Here is a 15258-nt window from a genome sequence, read left to right as displayed (position 1 = left end):
GCTTTCCCGGATTGCATCCGGGCTACGTACTCACCACAAACCGGCGCGCAAACGCTTCGCGAGCAGAGCTCGCTCCTACGAGGGCAAGCCGGAGAGCAGGGGCTGGCGCACGCCGAACACCAGGAAGCGCGCCAGGTCGGCCAGCGGCAGGGCCTTGCTGATCAGGTAACCCTGCACCTGATCACAACCGAACTGGCGCAGCAGGGCCAGCTGTTCGGCGTTCTCCACGCCTTCGGCGACCACTTCCAGATGGAGGTTGTGCGCCAGGTTGATCATCGCCCGCACCAGCTGCCGGTTCTCCGCGCGCTCGCCCATGCCACCGACGAAGCTCTTGTCGATCTTCAGCAGGGTGATCGGCAGGTTGTTCAGGTGCACGAAGGAGGAGAAGCCGGTGCCGAAGTCGTCCAGAGAGAAGCGCACGCCGAGGCGGCCGAGGGCCTGCATGGTCTGTTGCACCTGGTCGCTGCGGCGCATCACGGCGGTCTCGGTCAGCTCGAATTCGAGCCACTGGGCGTCGACCCCGCGCTCCTCGATCAGGCGCTGCAGGGTAGCCAGCAACTGGCTGTCCTGAAACTGGCGGAACGACAGGTTGATCGCCATGTGCAGCGCCGGCAGGCCGCGCCCGCGCAGCCACTGCATATCGCGCAGGGCCCGGGAGATCACCCAGTAACCCAGCGGCACGATCAGCCCGCTTTCCTCGGCCAGCGGCACGAACTCGTCCGGGCCGAGCAGGCCGCGCTGCGGATGCTGCCAGCGCACCAGCGCCTCCAGGCCGAGGATGCGTCCACTCTGCAGGCACAGGCGCGGCTGGTAATGCAGTTCCAGCTCATCCCGGCGCAGGGCGCGGCGCAACTCGCTTTCCAGATCGGCCTGGCTGCGCGCACCGCGGTTGGTGCGCTCGTCAAAGACATGAAAGGTGCAGCCCTGGGACGCCTTGGCCTGCTGCATGGCAATGTGCGCGTGCCACATCAGCGGGTCGGCGCCGGCGTCCGCGCGGGCATGGGCGATGCCCAGGCTGCAGCCGATCAGCAGGCTCTCGCCATCCACCCAGTAGGGTTCGGCCAGGGCCTCGGTGATGCGTTCGGCGATCTTTTCCGCCCGCTGCGGATCGCGGCGGGTGTCGATCAGCAGGGCAAATTCGTCGCTGCCCAGACGGGCCACGCGGTCTCCCGCCTCAAGCTGGCTCTTGAGCCGCGCCACCACCTGCAGGATCAGGCGATCACCGGCCTGGTGGCCGAGGGCGTCGTTGGCATGGCGGAAGTTATCCAGATCGAGATGGCCGAGGGCCAGGCCGCGACCATGGAACTCGGCCAGGTGCGCCGCCAGCAGGGTATGGAAACCCAGGCGATTGGCGATGCCGGTCAGCGGGTCCTGCTCGGCCAGGCGCTGCAGGGTGTTCTGCAGCTGGCTGCGTTCGCGCGCATAGCGCAGGCAACGGCGCAGCATGTCGACACTGAGGCTGTCGCGCACCAGCCAATCGTAGACATCCTCAGGCGCCTGCTCGGGCTCGCTGTCGAGCAGCAGCACGATGGGCAGGGGGCAGAGGCCGGGTTCGGGCAGGCAGGCGGGGGTGGTCAGCAACAGGCCCGTACCGGGGTCGTCGAACAGGCTGCTGGCGGCTTCCCAGGTCGGTGAAGTAATCAGCGGGTAACAGCTGCCCAACGCTTCCAGTCGGCTGCGCAGCAGGGGGGCCCATTCCGGCTGTTCAGCCAGCAGGACCAGGCGCAAAGGTTCGACAAGCGCGGACAAACGACCTCCCCGGGGTCAGAAGACAGACTTACCTCGTCTGTGTGCGCCGTACTCGGCGTCTCGTGTTTGCGCATCCCTGTGCAGCTTTCTGCGCATCCTGCGGCAAAGGCATAGCAGGGGCAACCGCCAGCAATCGGAACAAACGTACTTGATCTTTAGAAATAGAGACTTAGCGCACACTATTGAAGCTTTTTATTGAGATTGGCGCCCGGCCAGGCGCGTCATCGGCCAGCGGCCCGGCGCCGTGCCCGGCCTGCTAGAATGCGCGCCTGGTTTTCCCCTCGTTGATACCTTCGCCATGTCCCGACTCAATCCCCGGCAGCAAGAAGCCGTGAACTACGTCGGCGGTCCCCTTCTGGTGCTCGCCGGCGCCGGCTCCGGCAAGACCAGCGTGATCACCCGCAAGATCGCGCACCTGGTGCAGAAGTGCGGCATCCAGGCCCGCCATATCGTCGCCATGACCTTCACCAACAAGGCCGCGCGCGAGATGAAGGAGCGTGTCGGCACCCTGCTCAAGGGCGCCGAGGCGCGCGGCCTGACCGTGTCGACCTTCCACAACCTGGGCATGAACATCATCCGCAAGGAATACGCGGCGCTGGGCTACAAGCCGGGGTTCTCGATCTTCGACGACGGCGACATCAAGGCCCTGCTGACCGACATCATGCAGAAGGAATACGCCGGCGATGATGGCGCCGACGAGGTCAAGAACTACATCGACAGCTGGAAGAACGAGCTGATCCTGCCCGAGGAGGCCCTGGCCAACTCACGCAACCCCAAGGAGCAGACCGCCGCCATCGTCTACCTGCACTACCAGCGCACACTCAAGGCGTACAACGCGGTGGACTTCAACGACCTGATTCTGCTGCCGGTGAAGCTGTTCCAGGAGCACAAGGACATCCTGGAAAAGTGGCAGAACCGCATCCGCTACCTGCTGGTCGACGAATACCAGGACACCAACTCCAGCCAGTACCTGCTGGTGAAGTTGCTGGTGGGCATGCGCAACCAGATCACCGTGGTCGGCGACGATGACCAGTCGATCTACGCCTGGCGCGGCGCGCGTCCGGAAAACCTGATGCTGCTGAAAGAGGACTACCCGTCGCTGAAGGTGGTGATGCTCGAGCAGAACTACCGCTCCACCAGCCGTATCCTCAAGTGCGCCAACACCCTGATCGCCAACAACCCGCACGTGTTTGAGAAGCAGCTGTGGTCGGACATGGGCGTAGGCGACGAGATCCGCGTGATCCGTACCCGCAACGAAGATGCCGAGTGCGAGCGAGTGGCCCTGGAAATCCTCACCGAGCACCTGCGCACCGAGCGCCCGTACAGCGACTTCGCCATCCTCTACCGTGGCAACTACCAGGCCAAGCTGATGGAGCTGAAGCTGCAGCACCATCAGATTCCCTATCGCCTGAGCGGCGGCACCAGCTTCTTCGCCCGCCAGGAGGTGAAGGACCTGATGAGCTACTTCCGCCTGCTGGTCAACCCGGACGACGACAACGCCTTCCTGCGGGTGATCAACGTGCCGCGCCGCGAGATCGGCTCGACCACCCTGGAAAAGCTCGGCAACTACGCCACCGAGCGCAAGATCAGCATGTACGCCGCCAGCGACGAGATCGGCCTGGCCGAGCACCTCGACAGCCGCTACACCGAGCGCCTGGCGCGCTTCAAGCGCTACATGGACAAGATCCGCGAGCTGTGTGCCGGCAACGACCCGATCGGCGCGATCCGCAGCATGGTGATGGACATCGACTACGAGAACTGGCTACGGCAGAACGCTTCCAGCGACAAGGTCGCCGAGGCGCGCATGGGCAACGTCTGGTTCCTGGTCGAGGCGCTGAAAAACACCCTGGACAAGGACGAAGACGGCGACATGACCGTCGAGGACGCCATCGGCAAGCTGGTGTTGCGCGACATGCTCGAGCGCCAGCAGGAGGAGGAAGACGGCGCCGAGGGCGTGCAGATGATGACCATGCACGCCTCCAAGGGCCTGGAATTCCCCTCGGTGTACATCATCGGCTTCGAGGAGGAGATCCTCCCGCACCGCTCCAGCATCGAGTCCGACACCATCGAGGAAGAGCGCCGCCTGGCTTATGTCGGCATCACCCGCGCCAAGCGCAACCTGACGCTGACCTTCGCCGCCAAGCGCAAGCAGTACGGCGAGATCATCGACTGCTCGCCGAGCCGCTTCCTCGACGAGCTGCCGCCGGAAGACCTGGTCTGGGAAGGCCAGGAAGACGCACCGGTGGAGGTCAAGGCCGCGCGCGGCAACGATGCCCTGGCTAACATGCGCGCGATGCTCAAGCGCTGACGGAGCGCACAGCCGCGCGGCGGCGGCTTGGCTAGACTGCGCGCTTTCGCCGTATCGCAAGGAAGCGCGCCATGTCCCATCGCATGTACCTGTACAACAAGGCCGTCGTCGGTAGCGACGATGACGACAGCCTGCTCCTGATGGAGTGGGGCTACGAACTGCCCCTGCTGTTGCAACCGTTGTTCAGCGCGGCGCCCTTCGTCGGCGCCAACTGCTACAACAGCCCGGACAGCGACGAAGGCCTGTACGCCGAGGCCAAGGCCGGCATCCAGGCCCTGCGCGACTTCTACGACTTCATCGAGCGCCACGCCAGCAGCCTGCTGGATGATGTCGAGGCCTTCCGCACGGCGCGTCAGAAGATCTTCCAGCTGCTCGACAACCGCGCCGGCCACGCATGGTTCCATCTGGACGCCTGGGACGTGTTCAACATGGCCGACGATGAGCGCCGCACACAGGCCGAAGCCCTGCTCGGCGAAATCGAGCAGGCCAACCGCTGCATCCGCGAGGCCATCGCCTGCGACAACCCACTGCTGCTGGACAACTGCCCCGGCGTCGACGCGCCCTGGGCGGGCAGCTTCCGCGCCGTGCTCAATCTGGACAACTACGACTACGGCTGGGAACCGCTCGGGGCACAGCTGTGCGAGGACGAAGACGGCCTGGAGATCTTCTGCGAGAACGAGCGCTATGGCCTGCGCGATGCCAGCGGCCAGGTGCTGATCGCGCCGCGCTACCAGGCCTTCTTCGATTTCGACTGGCACAGCGGGCTGGCCTGCGTGCAGCACGACCAGCGCTTCGGCTATGTCGACCGCCAGGGCCGCGAAGTGATCGCCTGCGAGTTCGAGGATGCCTTCGACTTCATCGGCGAGCATGCGCTGATCACCGAAGGTGGCCGCTACGGCCTGATTGATCGCCAGGGTCGGGTGACCGTGCCCTGCCAGTTCGACTGCTCTGAGGCGCTGGATTACACCGGCGCCTACTGGAGTGTGCAACAAGGCGAACTATGGGGGGTGATCGATCCCAATGGCCGCTGGATGCTGCCGGCCCAGTACCAGCAGATCCACGCCTACGAGGGCTACTACAGCGCGAAGCCGGCGCAGGGCCCGCAGCACCTGTTCACCACGCGCTTCCACGACCTTGGCGCCATCGGCCTGGACAATATCGACAGCGTCAGCCTGGGCAAGGGCGGCGAGGCCTATCTGATCCGCCGCCGCGAGGGTAAGCAGTGGCTGTGGCGCGCCCTCGACGAGCAGGGCCAGGCCCTGCTGCCCGGCGAGTACCAGGCGCTCGACTACCTCCGCGAGATGCAGGCCTGGCGGGTGCGCGACAACCGCCAGTACGGCCTCTATCGCCACCAGGACGGCTGCTGGCTGCTGCCCTGCGCCTATGCCCGGATCGAGCTGCAGCAGGGCTGTGGGGGTGCCGACGGCAGCCACTACTGCCTGGTGCAGGAGAACAAGCGCTGGGGCCTGTACCGTGGCGGCGCGCAGGCCGGCTGGACGGTGGAACCGCGCTTCGAGCGCCTGACGAACCTGCACGACGGCTATTTCAACGCCTGCCAGGACGGCCGCTGGGGCATCCTCGACAGCCAGGGCCAATGGCTGCGCGAACCGCTCGACCAGGCAGCCGCCGAGCGCCGCTTCGTGCAGAGCGAGGAGCTGGCGCTGGTGTTCCACGCCGAGCATGCCTGGCTTCTGCAGAAAGACGGCAGCTGCCAGCCACTGGCCGCCGAGCGCGCCCTGCAGATAGTCGACCGCTACGCCCAGTTCGGCCTCAGCGAGGTGCAGCTGGCCTGCCTGCACAACAGCGCGGGCGACCTCTGGCAAGCCCTGGACAGCCACCGTCGTGGCCTGGCCGCCCTGGACGCGCAGGACTACGAGAAGGCCCGCCCACTGCTGCTGCGGGCGGTCGAGCTGGGTAACCACGATGCGCTCAACGACCTCGGTTGTCTGCTGGGCAAGGCCGATCAGGACCACGCCAGCGCCCTCACCTATTTCCAGCGCGCCAGCGACGCCGGTTCGGCCCTGGCCGCACGCAACCTGGGTGACTGCTACCGCCATGGCCGGGGTTGCGAGACCGACCTGATGCAGGCGCGTCACTACCTGCAACTGGCTACCGCGCGTGGTCATCGTGCTGCGCATCTGGAACTGGCCATATTGCTGTTCGACCAGGAACCGCCGGTGGGCGATCCGGATCTGGCCCTGCAGCACTACCTGGAAGCCTGGCGCTTTGGCCAGCGCAACGAGAGCGACATTCAGCTGGGCTGGCTCTACGAGCAGCGCGAGGACTATGCCCAGGCCCAGCGCTATTACCAGCACGCCATCGGCCGCGGTAACAGCTACGCACACTGGCGGATGGGCCTCATGCACCTGCATGGCCTGGGCTGCCCGGCTAACCCCGACAAGGCCCGCGAACAGCTGCAGCTGGCCTGCGAAGCAGGCTTTGAACACGCCTACCTGACCCTGGCCGAATTGCTGCTGGACGATGAACACAGCCAGGAAGAGGCCCTCGATTGGCTGCACAAAGCCGTGACGGCCGAGGTGCCAGGCGCCCGCGAACTGGCCGAAGAGCTGCTCCGGCAACAGAAAAAGCCCGGCCTGCTGAGTCGGCTATTCAGCAAGCAGTAAGCGCTGGCCTCGGCTCCTCCGGAGGGTGCGCCATGCGCAGCACAGAGCCCGCAGATAGACCCAGGCGCGCGGGTCAATCGCCCAAACACCAATTCACAGGCATAAAAAAACCGCCCCGAGGGCGGTTTTTTTGCGATACCGGCTTGTTACAGGCCGGACATCGTCTTGATTGCAGCCAGCAGCTCGTCATCCGAGCAGGTGGCGCAGGTGCCTTTCGGCGGCATGGCGTTGATGCCGGAGATGGCATGCTTGAGCAGACCATCAAGCCCACCGGCGGCGCCAGCGCGAGTCTTCCAGGCACCACCATCGCCAATACCTGGCGCGCCCATCGCGGCAGCAGCAGCACCATGGCAGGCGCCACAATGGGCAGCTATCACGTCATCACCGCTGCGCGGGCCAGTGCTGGCCGCTGCGCTGGCAACGGCACCCACACCTTTGCATTCTTCGCCCTGGACGCAGACTTCACCAACCGGCTTGAGGCGCTCGGCGATTTCGTCATTGGTCGCAGCCTGAGCGCTCACAGCCCACAGGGCCAATACGGCAGCTTGTGCCGCCAGCATCTTCTTGATCAGGTTCACGGTACACCCTCATTGTGGCTAGTCACGCTCGCGGCCACGGTTACGCGAGCCGGCGCAGTATAACGGTTACACCCGCCGGCCGGAACAACCCAACTTGTCGCAGGGGCATTGGACTTTGGGCTTGCCTCCAAAGTCCGATTGCACGCCGCGACTATGCTAGAACCTGTTTACGATCTCGCGAGCTAGAGCCAGGCAAGGCGCAACGACCAACGGGAGTAACAGCCGCAGGCTGGCCCGAAGGGTGAGCGCCAGCGAATCAAATGGCCGAGGGAGCGGAGTTTACGCGCTGTAAATGAGCATCCCGAGGCCAGTTTTAACGCGGCATGGCCGACGCGCAGCAGATCGTAGACTGGTTCTTAGAAGTTGGCGGGAGTGGTCGCACTGACCAATCGCGCCGGGCGATCGTACGGATTGCGGAAGCGGTGCGGCTTGGTGCTGTCGAAGTAGTAGCTGTCGCCCGGTTCGAGGACGAATACCTCGGCGCCCACGGTCAGCTCCAGACGCCCTTCCACCAGCATGCCGGCTTCTTCGCCGTCATGGTTGAGCATCTCGTCACCGGTATCGGAGCCAGGCGGATAGGTCTCGTCGAGGAAGGTGATGGCCCGGCTGGGATGCGCCTTGCCGATCAGCTTCATGGTCACGGCGCCGCTGGAAAGATCGGTGAGTTCGTCGGCCCGGTACACCACCTGGGTGTGGTTATCCTGCTCCACGTCGAGGGAGAAGAATTCCACCAACGACATGGGAATGCCGCTGAGCACCTTTTTCAACGAGCTGATCGAGGGGCTCACGCTGTTCTTCTCGATCATCGAAATGGTGCTGTTGGTGACGCCCGCCCGCTTGGCGAGTTCACGCTGGGAAAGGCCTTTGAGTTTGCGAATGGATTGCAGTCGAACACCGACGTCCAATGTTGGAGTCCTCCTTGAGGAGCAGATACGGAAAGTTGGCCGTATCATGGCAACAGTGTTCAGTATTTACAACACTGCGTTTGCAAATCCTTCGCGCGCTGTCAACTAGCTCCCGGAATAGAGCCTCGGCACCCGCTTCAGGTTGCAGAACAGCTGGTAGGGAATGCTGCCTGCGGCCTGTGCCACATCGCTGGCCAGCGCATTGCGCCCCCACAGTTCGACCCGGCTGCCAAGCCCAGCCTGCGGCAGATCGGTGAGGTCGACGGTGAGCATGTCCATCGACACGCGACCGATCAGGCGGGTCAGCTGGCCATCGACCATGACCGGCGTGCCGGTCGGCGCATGCCGCGGGTAACCGTCGGCATAGCCCATGGCGACCACGCCGACGCGGGTCGGCCGCTCGCTGACGAAGCGCGCCCCATAACCCACCGGCTCGCCAGCCGGCAGTTCGCGCACGCTGATAATTTTGGATTCCAGGGTCATCACCGGCTGCAGACGCGTGGCCAGTTCCTGGGCCTGTTCGAACGGGGTGGCGCCATACAGCATGATGCCGGGGCGCACCCAGTCACTGGGCACGCTGGGCCAACCGAGAATGGCCGGCGAGTTGCGCAGGCTGACTTCCGCCTGCAGGCCGCCACGGGCCCACTCGAACACATCCAGTTGCTCGGCGCTGCGCGGGCAGTCCAGCTCGTCGGCGCGGGCGAAGTGGCTCATCAGCACCACCTTCGCCACCTTGCCGCTGGCCAGCAGGCGCTGGTACGCGTCGCGGTACTCGGCGGGGTGCAGGCCGACCCGGTGCATGCCCGAGTCCAGTTTCAGCCAGACGGTCAGCGGGCGCTGCAGCGGCGTACGCTCGATGACCTCCAGTTGCCAGCTCGAATGCACCACGCACCACAGTGCATGCTGTTCGATCAGCGCCAGCTCGTCGGCATCGAAAAAGCCTTCCAGCAGCAGGATCGGTTGGCTGATACCCGCTTCGCGCAGTTCCAGCGCCTCCTCGATGCAGGCCACGGCAAAGCCGTCGACTTCGCTCGCCAGGGCCTGGGCGCAGCGCACCGCGCCATGCCCGTAGGCATCGGCCTTGACCACCGCCAGGGCTTTCGCGCCAGTGACTTCGCGGGCCAATTGGTAGTTGTTGCGCAGGGCTTGCAGATCGATCAGGGCACGGGCGGGACGCATGGCTGGAACTTCTTCAGATTAAAAAAAGCCCGGCGGGGGGACGCCGGGCTAAAGGGATGTTCAGGATTGCGCGGCGATCACCATCATCTCGACCAGCACGCGCGGGTCGTACAGCTTGGCCTCGACGCAGGCGCGACCGGGGGCGGCGCCCTCGGCGACCCAGGCGTCGTAGACCTCGTTCATGCCGGCATAGTCGGCCATGTCCTTGAGGTAGATAGTCACCGAGAGAATCTTCGCCTTGTCGCTGCCGGCCTCGGCGAGGAACCGGTCGATGTTGGCCAGGGTCTGCCGGGTCTGCTCACGGATATCGCCGCTGTAGTCGTCAGCCAGTTGCCCCGCCAGGTAGACGGTGCCGTTGTGGATGACGATTTCGCTGTAGCGCTTTTCAGTGCGCAGGCGCTGGATGGACATGCTTGTGGCTCTCCTTGGTCTTGCTGTAGCGGGAAATATCCAGGCCTTCGGCGCTGATCTGCGGGCGCTTGTTCGCCATCAGGTCGGCGAGAAAGCGACCGGAGCCGCAGGCCATGGTCCAGCCAAGGGTACCGTGTCCGGTGTTGAGGAACAGGTTGCGGTAAGCGGTGCCACCGACAATCGGCGTGCCGTCCGGAGTGGCCGGACGCAGGCCGGTCCAGAACTCGGCCTGGCGCAGGTCACCGCCCTGCGGGTACAGATCGGCGGTGATCATTTCCAGGGTGGCGCGGCGGCGCGGGTTGAGGCTCAGGTCGAAACCGGCGATTTCGGCCATGCCGCCGACGCGGATGCGGTTGTCGAAACGGGTGATGGCGACCTTGTAGGTCTCGTCGAGAATGGTCGACGCCGGGGCCATGGCCGGGTTGGTGATCGGCACGGTCAGCGAATAGCCCTTGAGCGGGTAGACCGGCGCACGCACGCCCAGCGGCTTGAGCAGCTGCGGGCTGTAGCTGCCGAGGGCGAGCACGTAGCGGTCGGCGGTTTCCAGCTTGCCGTCGATCCACACGCCGTTGATACGGTCGCCGGCATGGTCGAGACGCTCGATATTGCAGCCGAAACGGAACTGCACGCCCAGCGCCTTGGCCATCTCCGCCAGCTTGGCGGTGAACATCTGGCAGTCGCCAGTCTGGTCGTTGGGCAAGCGCAGGGCGCCGGCCAGCTTGTGCTTGACCCCGGCCAGGGCCGGTTCGACGCGCGCGATGGCGTCGCGATCGAGCAATTCGTAGGGCACGCCGGAGGCTTCCAGCACGGCGATGTCCTTGGCCGCGTTGTCCAGTTGCGCCTGGGTGCGGAACAGCTGGGTGGTGCCCAGCTGGCGGCCTTCGTAGCTGATGCCGGTCTCGGCGCGCAGCTCGTCGAGGCAGTCGCGGCTGTACTCGGACAGGCGCACCATGCGTTCCTTGTTCACCGCGTAGCGACTGGCGGTGCAGTTGCGCAGCATCTGCGCCATCCACAGGTACTGGTCGATGTCGGCGGTGGCCTTGATCGCCAGCGGCGCGTGCTGCTGCAGCAGCCACTTGATGGCTTTCAGCGGCACGCCCGGGGCGGCCCAGGGCGAGGCGTAACCGGGGGAGACCTGGCCGGCGTTGGCGAAACTGGTTTCCAGGGCCGGGCCGTTCTGGCGGTCGACCACCACCACCTCGAAGCCGGCACGAGCCAGGTAGTAGGCGCTGGCGGTACCGATCACACCGCTGCCAAGAACCAGAACACGCATGATTGTCTCCCTCGTCGCGAGCTTTCGCTGGCGTTTGTTTTACTGAGCACGATTGAGCGCAGTATAGGAAGACAACAGCAGTGTTATTCACTGTTTAGAAGGGCGTATTTGGCGATAATTTCCGGCAAATAAGCCTTTTACGGGGAGCCAGACAACCGTCTAATGGGGCCTGGCGATAAAACAGCAGGTAAAACTCGCGCAGCGGAATAATTGACAGAGCCCAGTGAACGCCCGGCCAGGGCTACTTGAGCAGCCACTTGCCGTTGAGCTGGATGTACTGCCCGGACGGGGTCTTCTCCAGCGCCTTCTGTCCGGCCAGGGCTTCCACATCGCCCAGCTGCAGACCGTTTTCCTTGGCCAGGCGCTGGTATTCGGCCTGGCGCGCCTGGTTGATCAGGCGGGCGACCTCTTCGGCCGATCCGCCGGGGCTGACCACGCCGAGGTAGCCGTTGGGTTGTTCGCCCAGCTGGCCGCTGCTCTTGGCCGCGCCCAGGGCACTCATCGCCTCGTTGAGGTTCATGGCCAGGGCCGGCAGGCTGAGGCTCAGGGCCAGCAGGCCGCAGGCCAGGGTGCGTTGCAATTTCATGAATGGCTCCTAGCAGAGGCTCAGAACAGGCCGCTGTCTTCGTTGATGATGGAGTCCAGGGCCTTGTCGACCTTGATGTAGATCTCGTGCTCGATCTTCACGTTGAGGTTGATGTTGATCGGCTCGCTGGGCATGGCCAGCTGCACCGTGGGGGTGCAGGCGGCGCTGAGGCCGGCGAGCAGCGGGACGACCAGCAGGGCGCGCAGGCGCATGGTCAGTTCTCCTTCTGCGGATCATTGCGTTGCCGCAGGCGTTGCTGCACACGCTGGCGGATGGTTTCGCTCACCCGATCGGTGAGCTGCAGGCTGGTCAGCAAGGCCGGGATGTCCTCTTCAAGATTGACGTTGAGGTTGATCGGCCGGCCCTTCTCCACATCCGGGTTGCGCCCTTGCAGGCGCAGGGCCAGTTGCAACTTGCCGTCGGCAGCATAGCTGACCGCACTGTCGAGCAGGTCGAAGTGGAAGTCGTCGAGGGCATCCACCACCAGCTGCATGCCGGGATTGCTGCGGCCCAGGGCACGAATCTTCTCCGAACGGAACTGCAGATAACCGGGCGCCTGAGCGGCCATCTGGCCCTGTTCGATGCGCAGGCCGGCGGCGTCCAGCAGTAGCGGCAACTCGCCGCGCAAACTGCCGCGCCCGGCCAGACCCTCTGCAGGGTAGACCCGGAAAATCTCCTCCAGTTGCACATCCTTGAACTGCACTTGCAGACGATGGTTGGGCTGGGCCAGGTCCAGCTGCCCGGCGGGCAGCCAGACCTGGCCCTGCAGCAGCGCGGCCTGCGCCGTCTGCCAGGACAACTGGCCCCGCAACAGCTGACCGAGACGGGTGACGTAGCGGCCCTGCAGCTGCAGCGGGCCGACCGACACGCCGGCGTTGAGCTGCTGCAGGCTCAGTTGCGGCAGCTCCAGCGCCAGCTGATCACCGCGCAGTTGCACCCTCAGCTCGCCAGCCAGGCCACTCAGCTCACTGCGGTCGTAGATCCCGGCGAGGCCCTGGAACTGCAAGGCCAGATCCAGCAGCAGCGGCGCGCCGACCGGCAACTGCAAACTGGCCTGGCCGAGCAGGCGGCCGTTGCCGATCTGCAGCAGCGCCGGCCAGGCGCGAAAGGTCTGGCTCAATGGATTACCAGCACGGAAAAACAGCTCGGCCAGTTTGCCAGACAGCTGCAGCAAGCCCTGGGCATCGCGCGTGCCGTCGACGCTCAGGCTGAGCCCTGCGGCATTGTTCAAGACGCCCTGCAGGCGCTGCTGCTGGGCACTGGCCTGCAGCTGACCGCTGAACTGCCAGGCCTGCGCCAGCAGCTCGGCCTGTTCCAGCTTGCTCACGCTCAGCTGCAGCGGGCCTTGCAGGCTCGGGCTTTCGCCCAACTGCAGCGACAACCCGGCCAGCTTGGCCTGCAGCTGCTGCACGCGCAGACCCTCGGCGAGCTGCAGGCGCTTGGCCTGCAGGCTGGACGAAGGCAGCAGGCTGAGCTGCAACTGCTGCTCGGCAAGTTTTCCGTCCAGCTTGAGCGTCAGCGCCAGGCCTTCGGCGCGCAGGTTCTGGTACTCCAGCAGCGGGCTTTGCAGCTGCAGCGCGGCATTGAAGGTACCGCTGCCGCCACGCAGGCGCTGCACATCCAGCAGGTTCGCGCCGGGCGCCAATGCCAGCTGCCAACTGACCTGCAAGCGCAGGGACGCCTCGGTATCGAGCAGATGCTGGGAGGGGGTCTGCCATTGCTGCAACCAGACGAACAGGCCGCGGCTATCGGCCAGCTGCACCAGCTCCAGCTCGCCTTGCCAGTGACTGACGGCGGCCTCCTCACGCAATGCGCTGCGCAGCGTCAGCAGCGGTTGGCGGTCGAGCTGAGCATCGGCGCGCAATTGCCACTGGCCCTCGCGCTGCTCCAAGTGCGCCTGCACCTCGAGGCTGCGCGCGCCCGTCTGCAGCTGCAGGCGCAACTCGGCCGGCTGTTGCAGGGCGCCGCCATGCTGCAGTTGCAGGCTGCCGAGCAGCGCGCAGCGGCCCGTGGCACAGGGCAATTCCAGGCTCAGCTGGTCGACTGCCAGCTGTCGTGGCAGCCAGGCCAGGCTGTCGAGCAGCGCCTGCGGATCAGCGTCTGCCGCGCTCTCGCCCTGCCCGACCTGCCAGCTCAGTTGCAGCGCCTGGCTGCGCAGTTCGGGCAGATACAGGCGCTGCTGCAGCCGTTGCGGCCAGGCCAGTTGCAGCGCGCTGGCGCTCACTTGCACACGACTACCATCGCCGCCGTCCCGCACCAGCAGCAGGCTGTCCACCTGCAGTCCCGCGCCCGATAGCTGCAGGCCCTGCCAGTCCAGCTGGCTGATGCCTTGCGCCGCCAACAGCCAGCGCCAGGCCAGCCACAGCAGCGCCACCAACAGCAGCAGTGCCAGCAGCATCCTGCCCAGTAAGCGGCGTCCCTTGTGGCGCGACGGCATGGCGCAAAACCTCGACGGCATCCATTGCCGCTCAGGGTGGCGGGCGCCCCCGGCAAGATCAAGGCGTTTCGCCTGGCCAGTGTTTTCCGCTGGACGGATCGCTATATTGACCGACGAATACTGGAACCTTTGCGGCTTTCACAGAGATATCCCCCATGAGAACCCAACACCAGAGCCGGCGCGAGCTGGACAAGATCGACCGCAATATCCTGCGTATCCTGCAGGAGGACGGGCGCATCAGCTTCACCGAGCTGGGCGAGCGGGTCGGCCTGTCGACCACCCCCTGCACCGAGCGCGTGCGCCGCCTGGAGCGCGAGGGGATCATCATGGGCTACCACGCGCGGCTCAACCCGCAGCAGCTCAAGGCCAGCCTGCTGGTGTTCGTCGAGATCAGCCTGGACTACAAGTCCGGCGACACCTTCGAGGACTTCCGCCGCGCCGTGCTCAAGCTGCCCCACGTGCTGGAATGCCACCTGGTCAGCGGCGACTTCGACTACCTGGTGAAGGCGCGGATCAACGAGATGGCCAGCTACCGCAAGCTGCTCGGCGACATCCTGCTCAAGCTGCCGCATGTGCGCGAATCGAAGTCCTACATCGTCATGGAAGAGGTGAAGGAGAGCCTGAGCCTGCCAGTGCCGGAGTGAGGTGGCAGGGCTGTTAGCAGGACGGTGGATAAGCAAAGCGTTATCCACCCTACAAAGTCTGCGAGTTCGCGTAGGGTGGAAAACCGCGCAGCGTTTTCCACCGCCGATCCTCACACCAGACGCTGACGGGTGCTGGCGATCAACTGGTGTACCTGACGCTCGACCGCCGGCTCGATCCGCGTTTCCGGCCCCTGGCCACGCGGACAGGGCAGGCTCGGCGTGGTGCCGAACAGCCGGCAGATCAGCGGGCGCTGGTCGTACACGGTGCAGCCCTGCGGGCCGAGGTGTACACAGTTGAACTCGGCCAGCGCGGCGTCATGTTCGGCGTCGCTTTTCACCGGCAGGCGCGCCAGCTCCTCGGATGAGGCAGTCACCGGGCCACAGCAATCGTGGCAGCCGGGCACGCAGGCGAAAGACGGGATCTGCCGACGCAGGTGATCGATCTTGCGGTTGGTACAGCTCATCGGCAGCGCTCGGCAAAAGACCCGCGCATGTTAACCGCCCGGCTCTGTCATGCGCTGCCGGACGACGACCGGCAGCCGGGAAAAACAGTTTTTACCGTCG

General features: G+C 65.2%; 13 protein-coding genes. 3 read left to right on the top strand and 10 right to left on the bottom strand.

Going from position 1 to position 15258, the window contains the following annotated elements; translation table 11 throughout:
* Positions 1-75 precede the first annotated feature (75 nt).
* Complete coding sequence (locus HNE05_RS00870) at positions 76-1749, bottom strand: putative bifunctional diguanylate cyclase/phosphodiesterase (RefSeq protein WP_173211144.1); 1674 nt, start codon at positions 1747-1749, stop codon at positions 76-78.
* Positions 1750-2047: 298 nt separating this feature from the next.
* On the opposite strand from HNE05_RS00870, the gene rep reads away from it, so the two are divergent.
* Together rep and HNE05_RS00860 are read left to right on the top strand one after the other, a co-directional pair.
* Positions 2048-4057 (top strand): DNA helicase Rep, encoded by a 2010-nt coding sequence (gene rep, locus HNE05_RS00865; protein ID WP_173211142.1) that lies wholly within the window; start codon positions 2048-2050, stop codon positions 4055-4057.
* A gap of 71 nt (positions 4058-4128) precedes the next feature.
* Positions 4129-6681, top strand: coding sequence for an SEL1-like repeat protein (locus HNE05_RS00860; protein WP_173211140.1), 2553 nt, complete (start codon positions 4129-4131; stop codon positions 6679-6681).
* A 146-nt stretch (positions 6682-6827) separates the two neighbouring features.
* Here HNE05_RS00860 and HNE05_RS00855 read toward each other — a convergent pair whose 3' ends face one another.
* The 8 genes from HNE05_RS00855 to HNE05_RS00820 form a co-directional block, all read right to left on the bottom strand.
* Positions 6828-7259 (bottom strand): c-type cytochrome, encoded by a 432-nt coding sequence (locus tag HNE05_RS00855; RefSeq protein WP_173211138.1) that lies wholly within the window; start codon positions 7257-7259, stop codon positions 6828-6830.
* Between the two features lie 356 nt (positions 7260-7615).
* Positions 7616-8164 (bottom strand): cupin domain-containing protein, encoded by a 549-nt coding sequence (locus tag HNE05_RS00850; protein ID WP_173211136.1) that lies wholly within the window; start codon positions 8162-8164, stop codon positions 7616-7618.
* A 105-nt stretch (positions 8165-8269) separates the two neighbouring features.
* On the bottom strand, positions 8270-9343 hold the full coding sequence (gene alr / locus HNE05_RS00845; RefSeq protein WP_173211133.1) for an alanine racemase: 1074 nt from the start codon (positions 9341-9343) through the stop codon (positions 8270-8272).
* Between the two features lie 60 nt (positions 9344-9403).
* Positions 9404-9754, bottom strand: a complete 351-nt coding sequence (locus HNE05_RS00840; protein WP_173211131.1) for a RidA family protein — start codon at positions 9752-9754, stop codon at positions 9404-9406.
* Positions 9729-11027: a D-amino acid dehydrogenase gene (dadA, locus tag HNE05_RS00835; RefSeq protein WP_173211129.1), complete on the bottom strand. Its 1299-nt coding sequence runs from the start codon at positions 11025-11027 to the stop codon at positions 9729-9731. Before dadA ends, HNE05_RS00840 begins: the two co-directional genes overlap by 26 nt.
* A gap of 241 nt (positions 11028-11268) precedes the next feature.
* Positions 11269-11613, bottom strand: coding sequence for a YdbL family probable chaperone protein (locus HNE05_RS00830; RefSeq protein ID WP_173211127.1), 345 nt, complete (start codon positions 11611-11613; stop codon positions 11269-11271).
* Between the two features lie 20 nt (positions 11614-11633).
* Positions 11634-11825, bottom strand: a complete 192-nt coding sequence (locus HNE05_RS00825; protein ID WP_173211125.1) for a YnbE family lipoprotein — start codon at positions 11823-11825, stop codon at positions 11634-11636.
* A gap of 2 nt (positions 11826-11827) precedes the next feature.
* Positions 11828-14050, bottom strand: a complete 2223-nt coding sequence (locus HNE05_RS00820) for an intermembrane phospholipid transport YdbH family protein (protein WP_173211123.1) — start codon at positions 14048-14050, stop codon at positions 11828-11830.
* A gap of 155 nt (positions 14051-14205) precedes the next feature.
* Between HNE05_RS00820 and dadR the strand changes: the two genes are divergently transcribed.
* Positions 14206-14694: a transcriptional regulator DadR gene (dadR, locus tag HNE05_RS00815; RefSeq protein WP_173211121.1), complete on the top strand. Its 489-nt coding sequence runs from the start codon at positions 14206-14208 to the stop codon at positions 14692-14694.
* A gap of 110 nt (positions 14695-14804) precedes the next feature.
* Here dadR and HNE05_RS00810 read toward each other — a convergent pair whose 3' ends face one another.
* On the bottom strand, positions 14805-15158 hold the full coding sequence (locus HNE05_RS00810; RefSeq protein ID WP_173211119.1) for a YkgJ family cysteine cluster protein: 354 nt from the start codon (positions 15156-15158) through the stop codon (positions 14805-14807).
* Between the last annotated feature and the right edge of the window lie 100 nt (positions 15159-15258).

Source organism: Pseudomonas campi, from assembly GCF_013200955.2.
GTDB classification, from domain to species: domain Bacteria; phylum Pseudomonadota; class Gammaproteobacteria; order Pseudomonadales; family Pseudomonadaceae; genus Aquipseudomonas; species Aquipseudomonas campi.
Note: the sequence above shows the minus strand (reverse complement) of the source record. Positions and strands in the feature narration are given on the sequence as shown.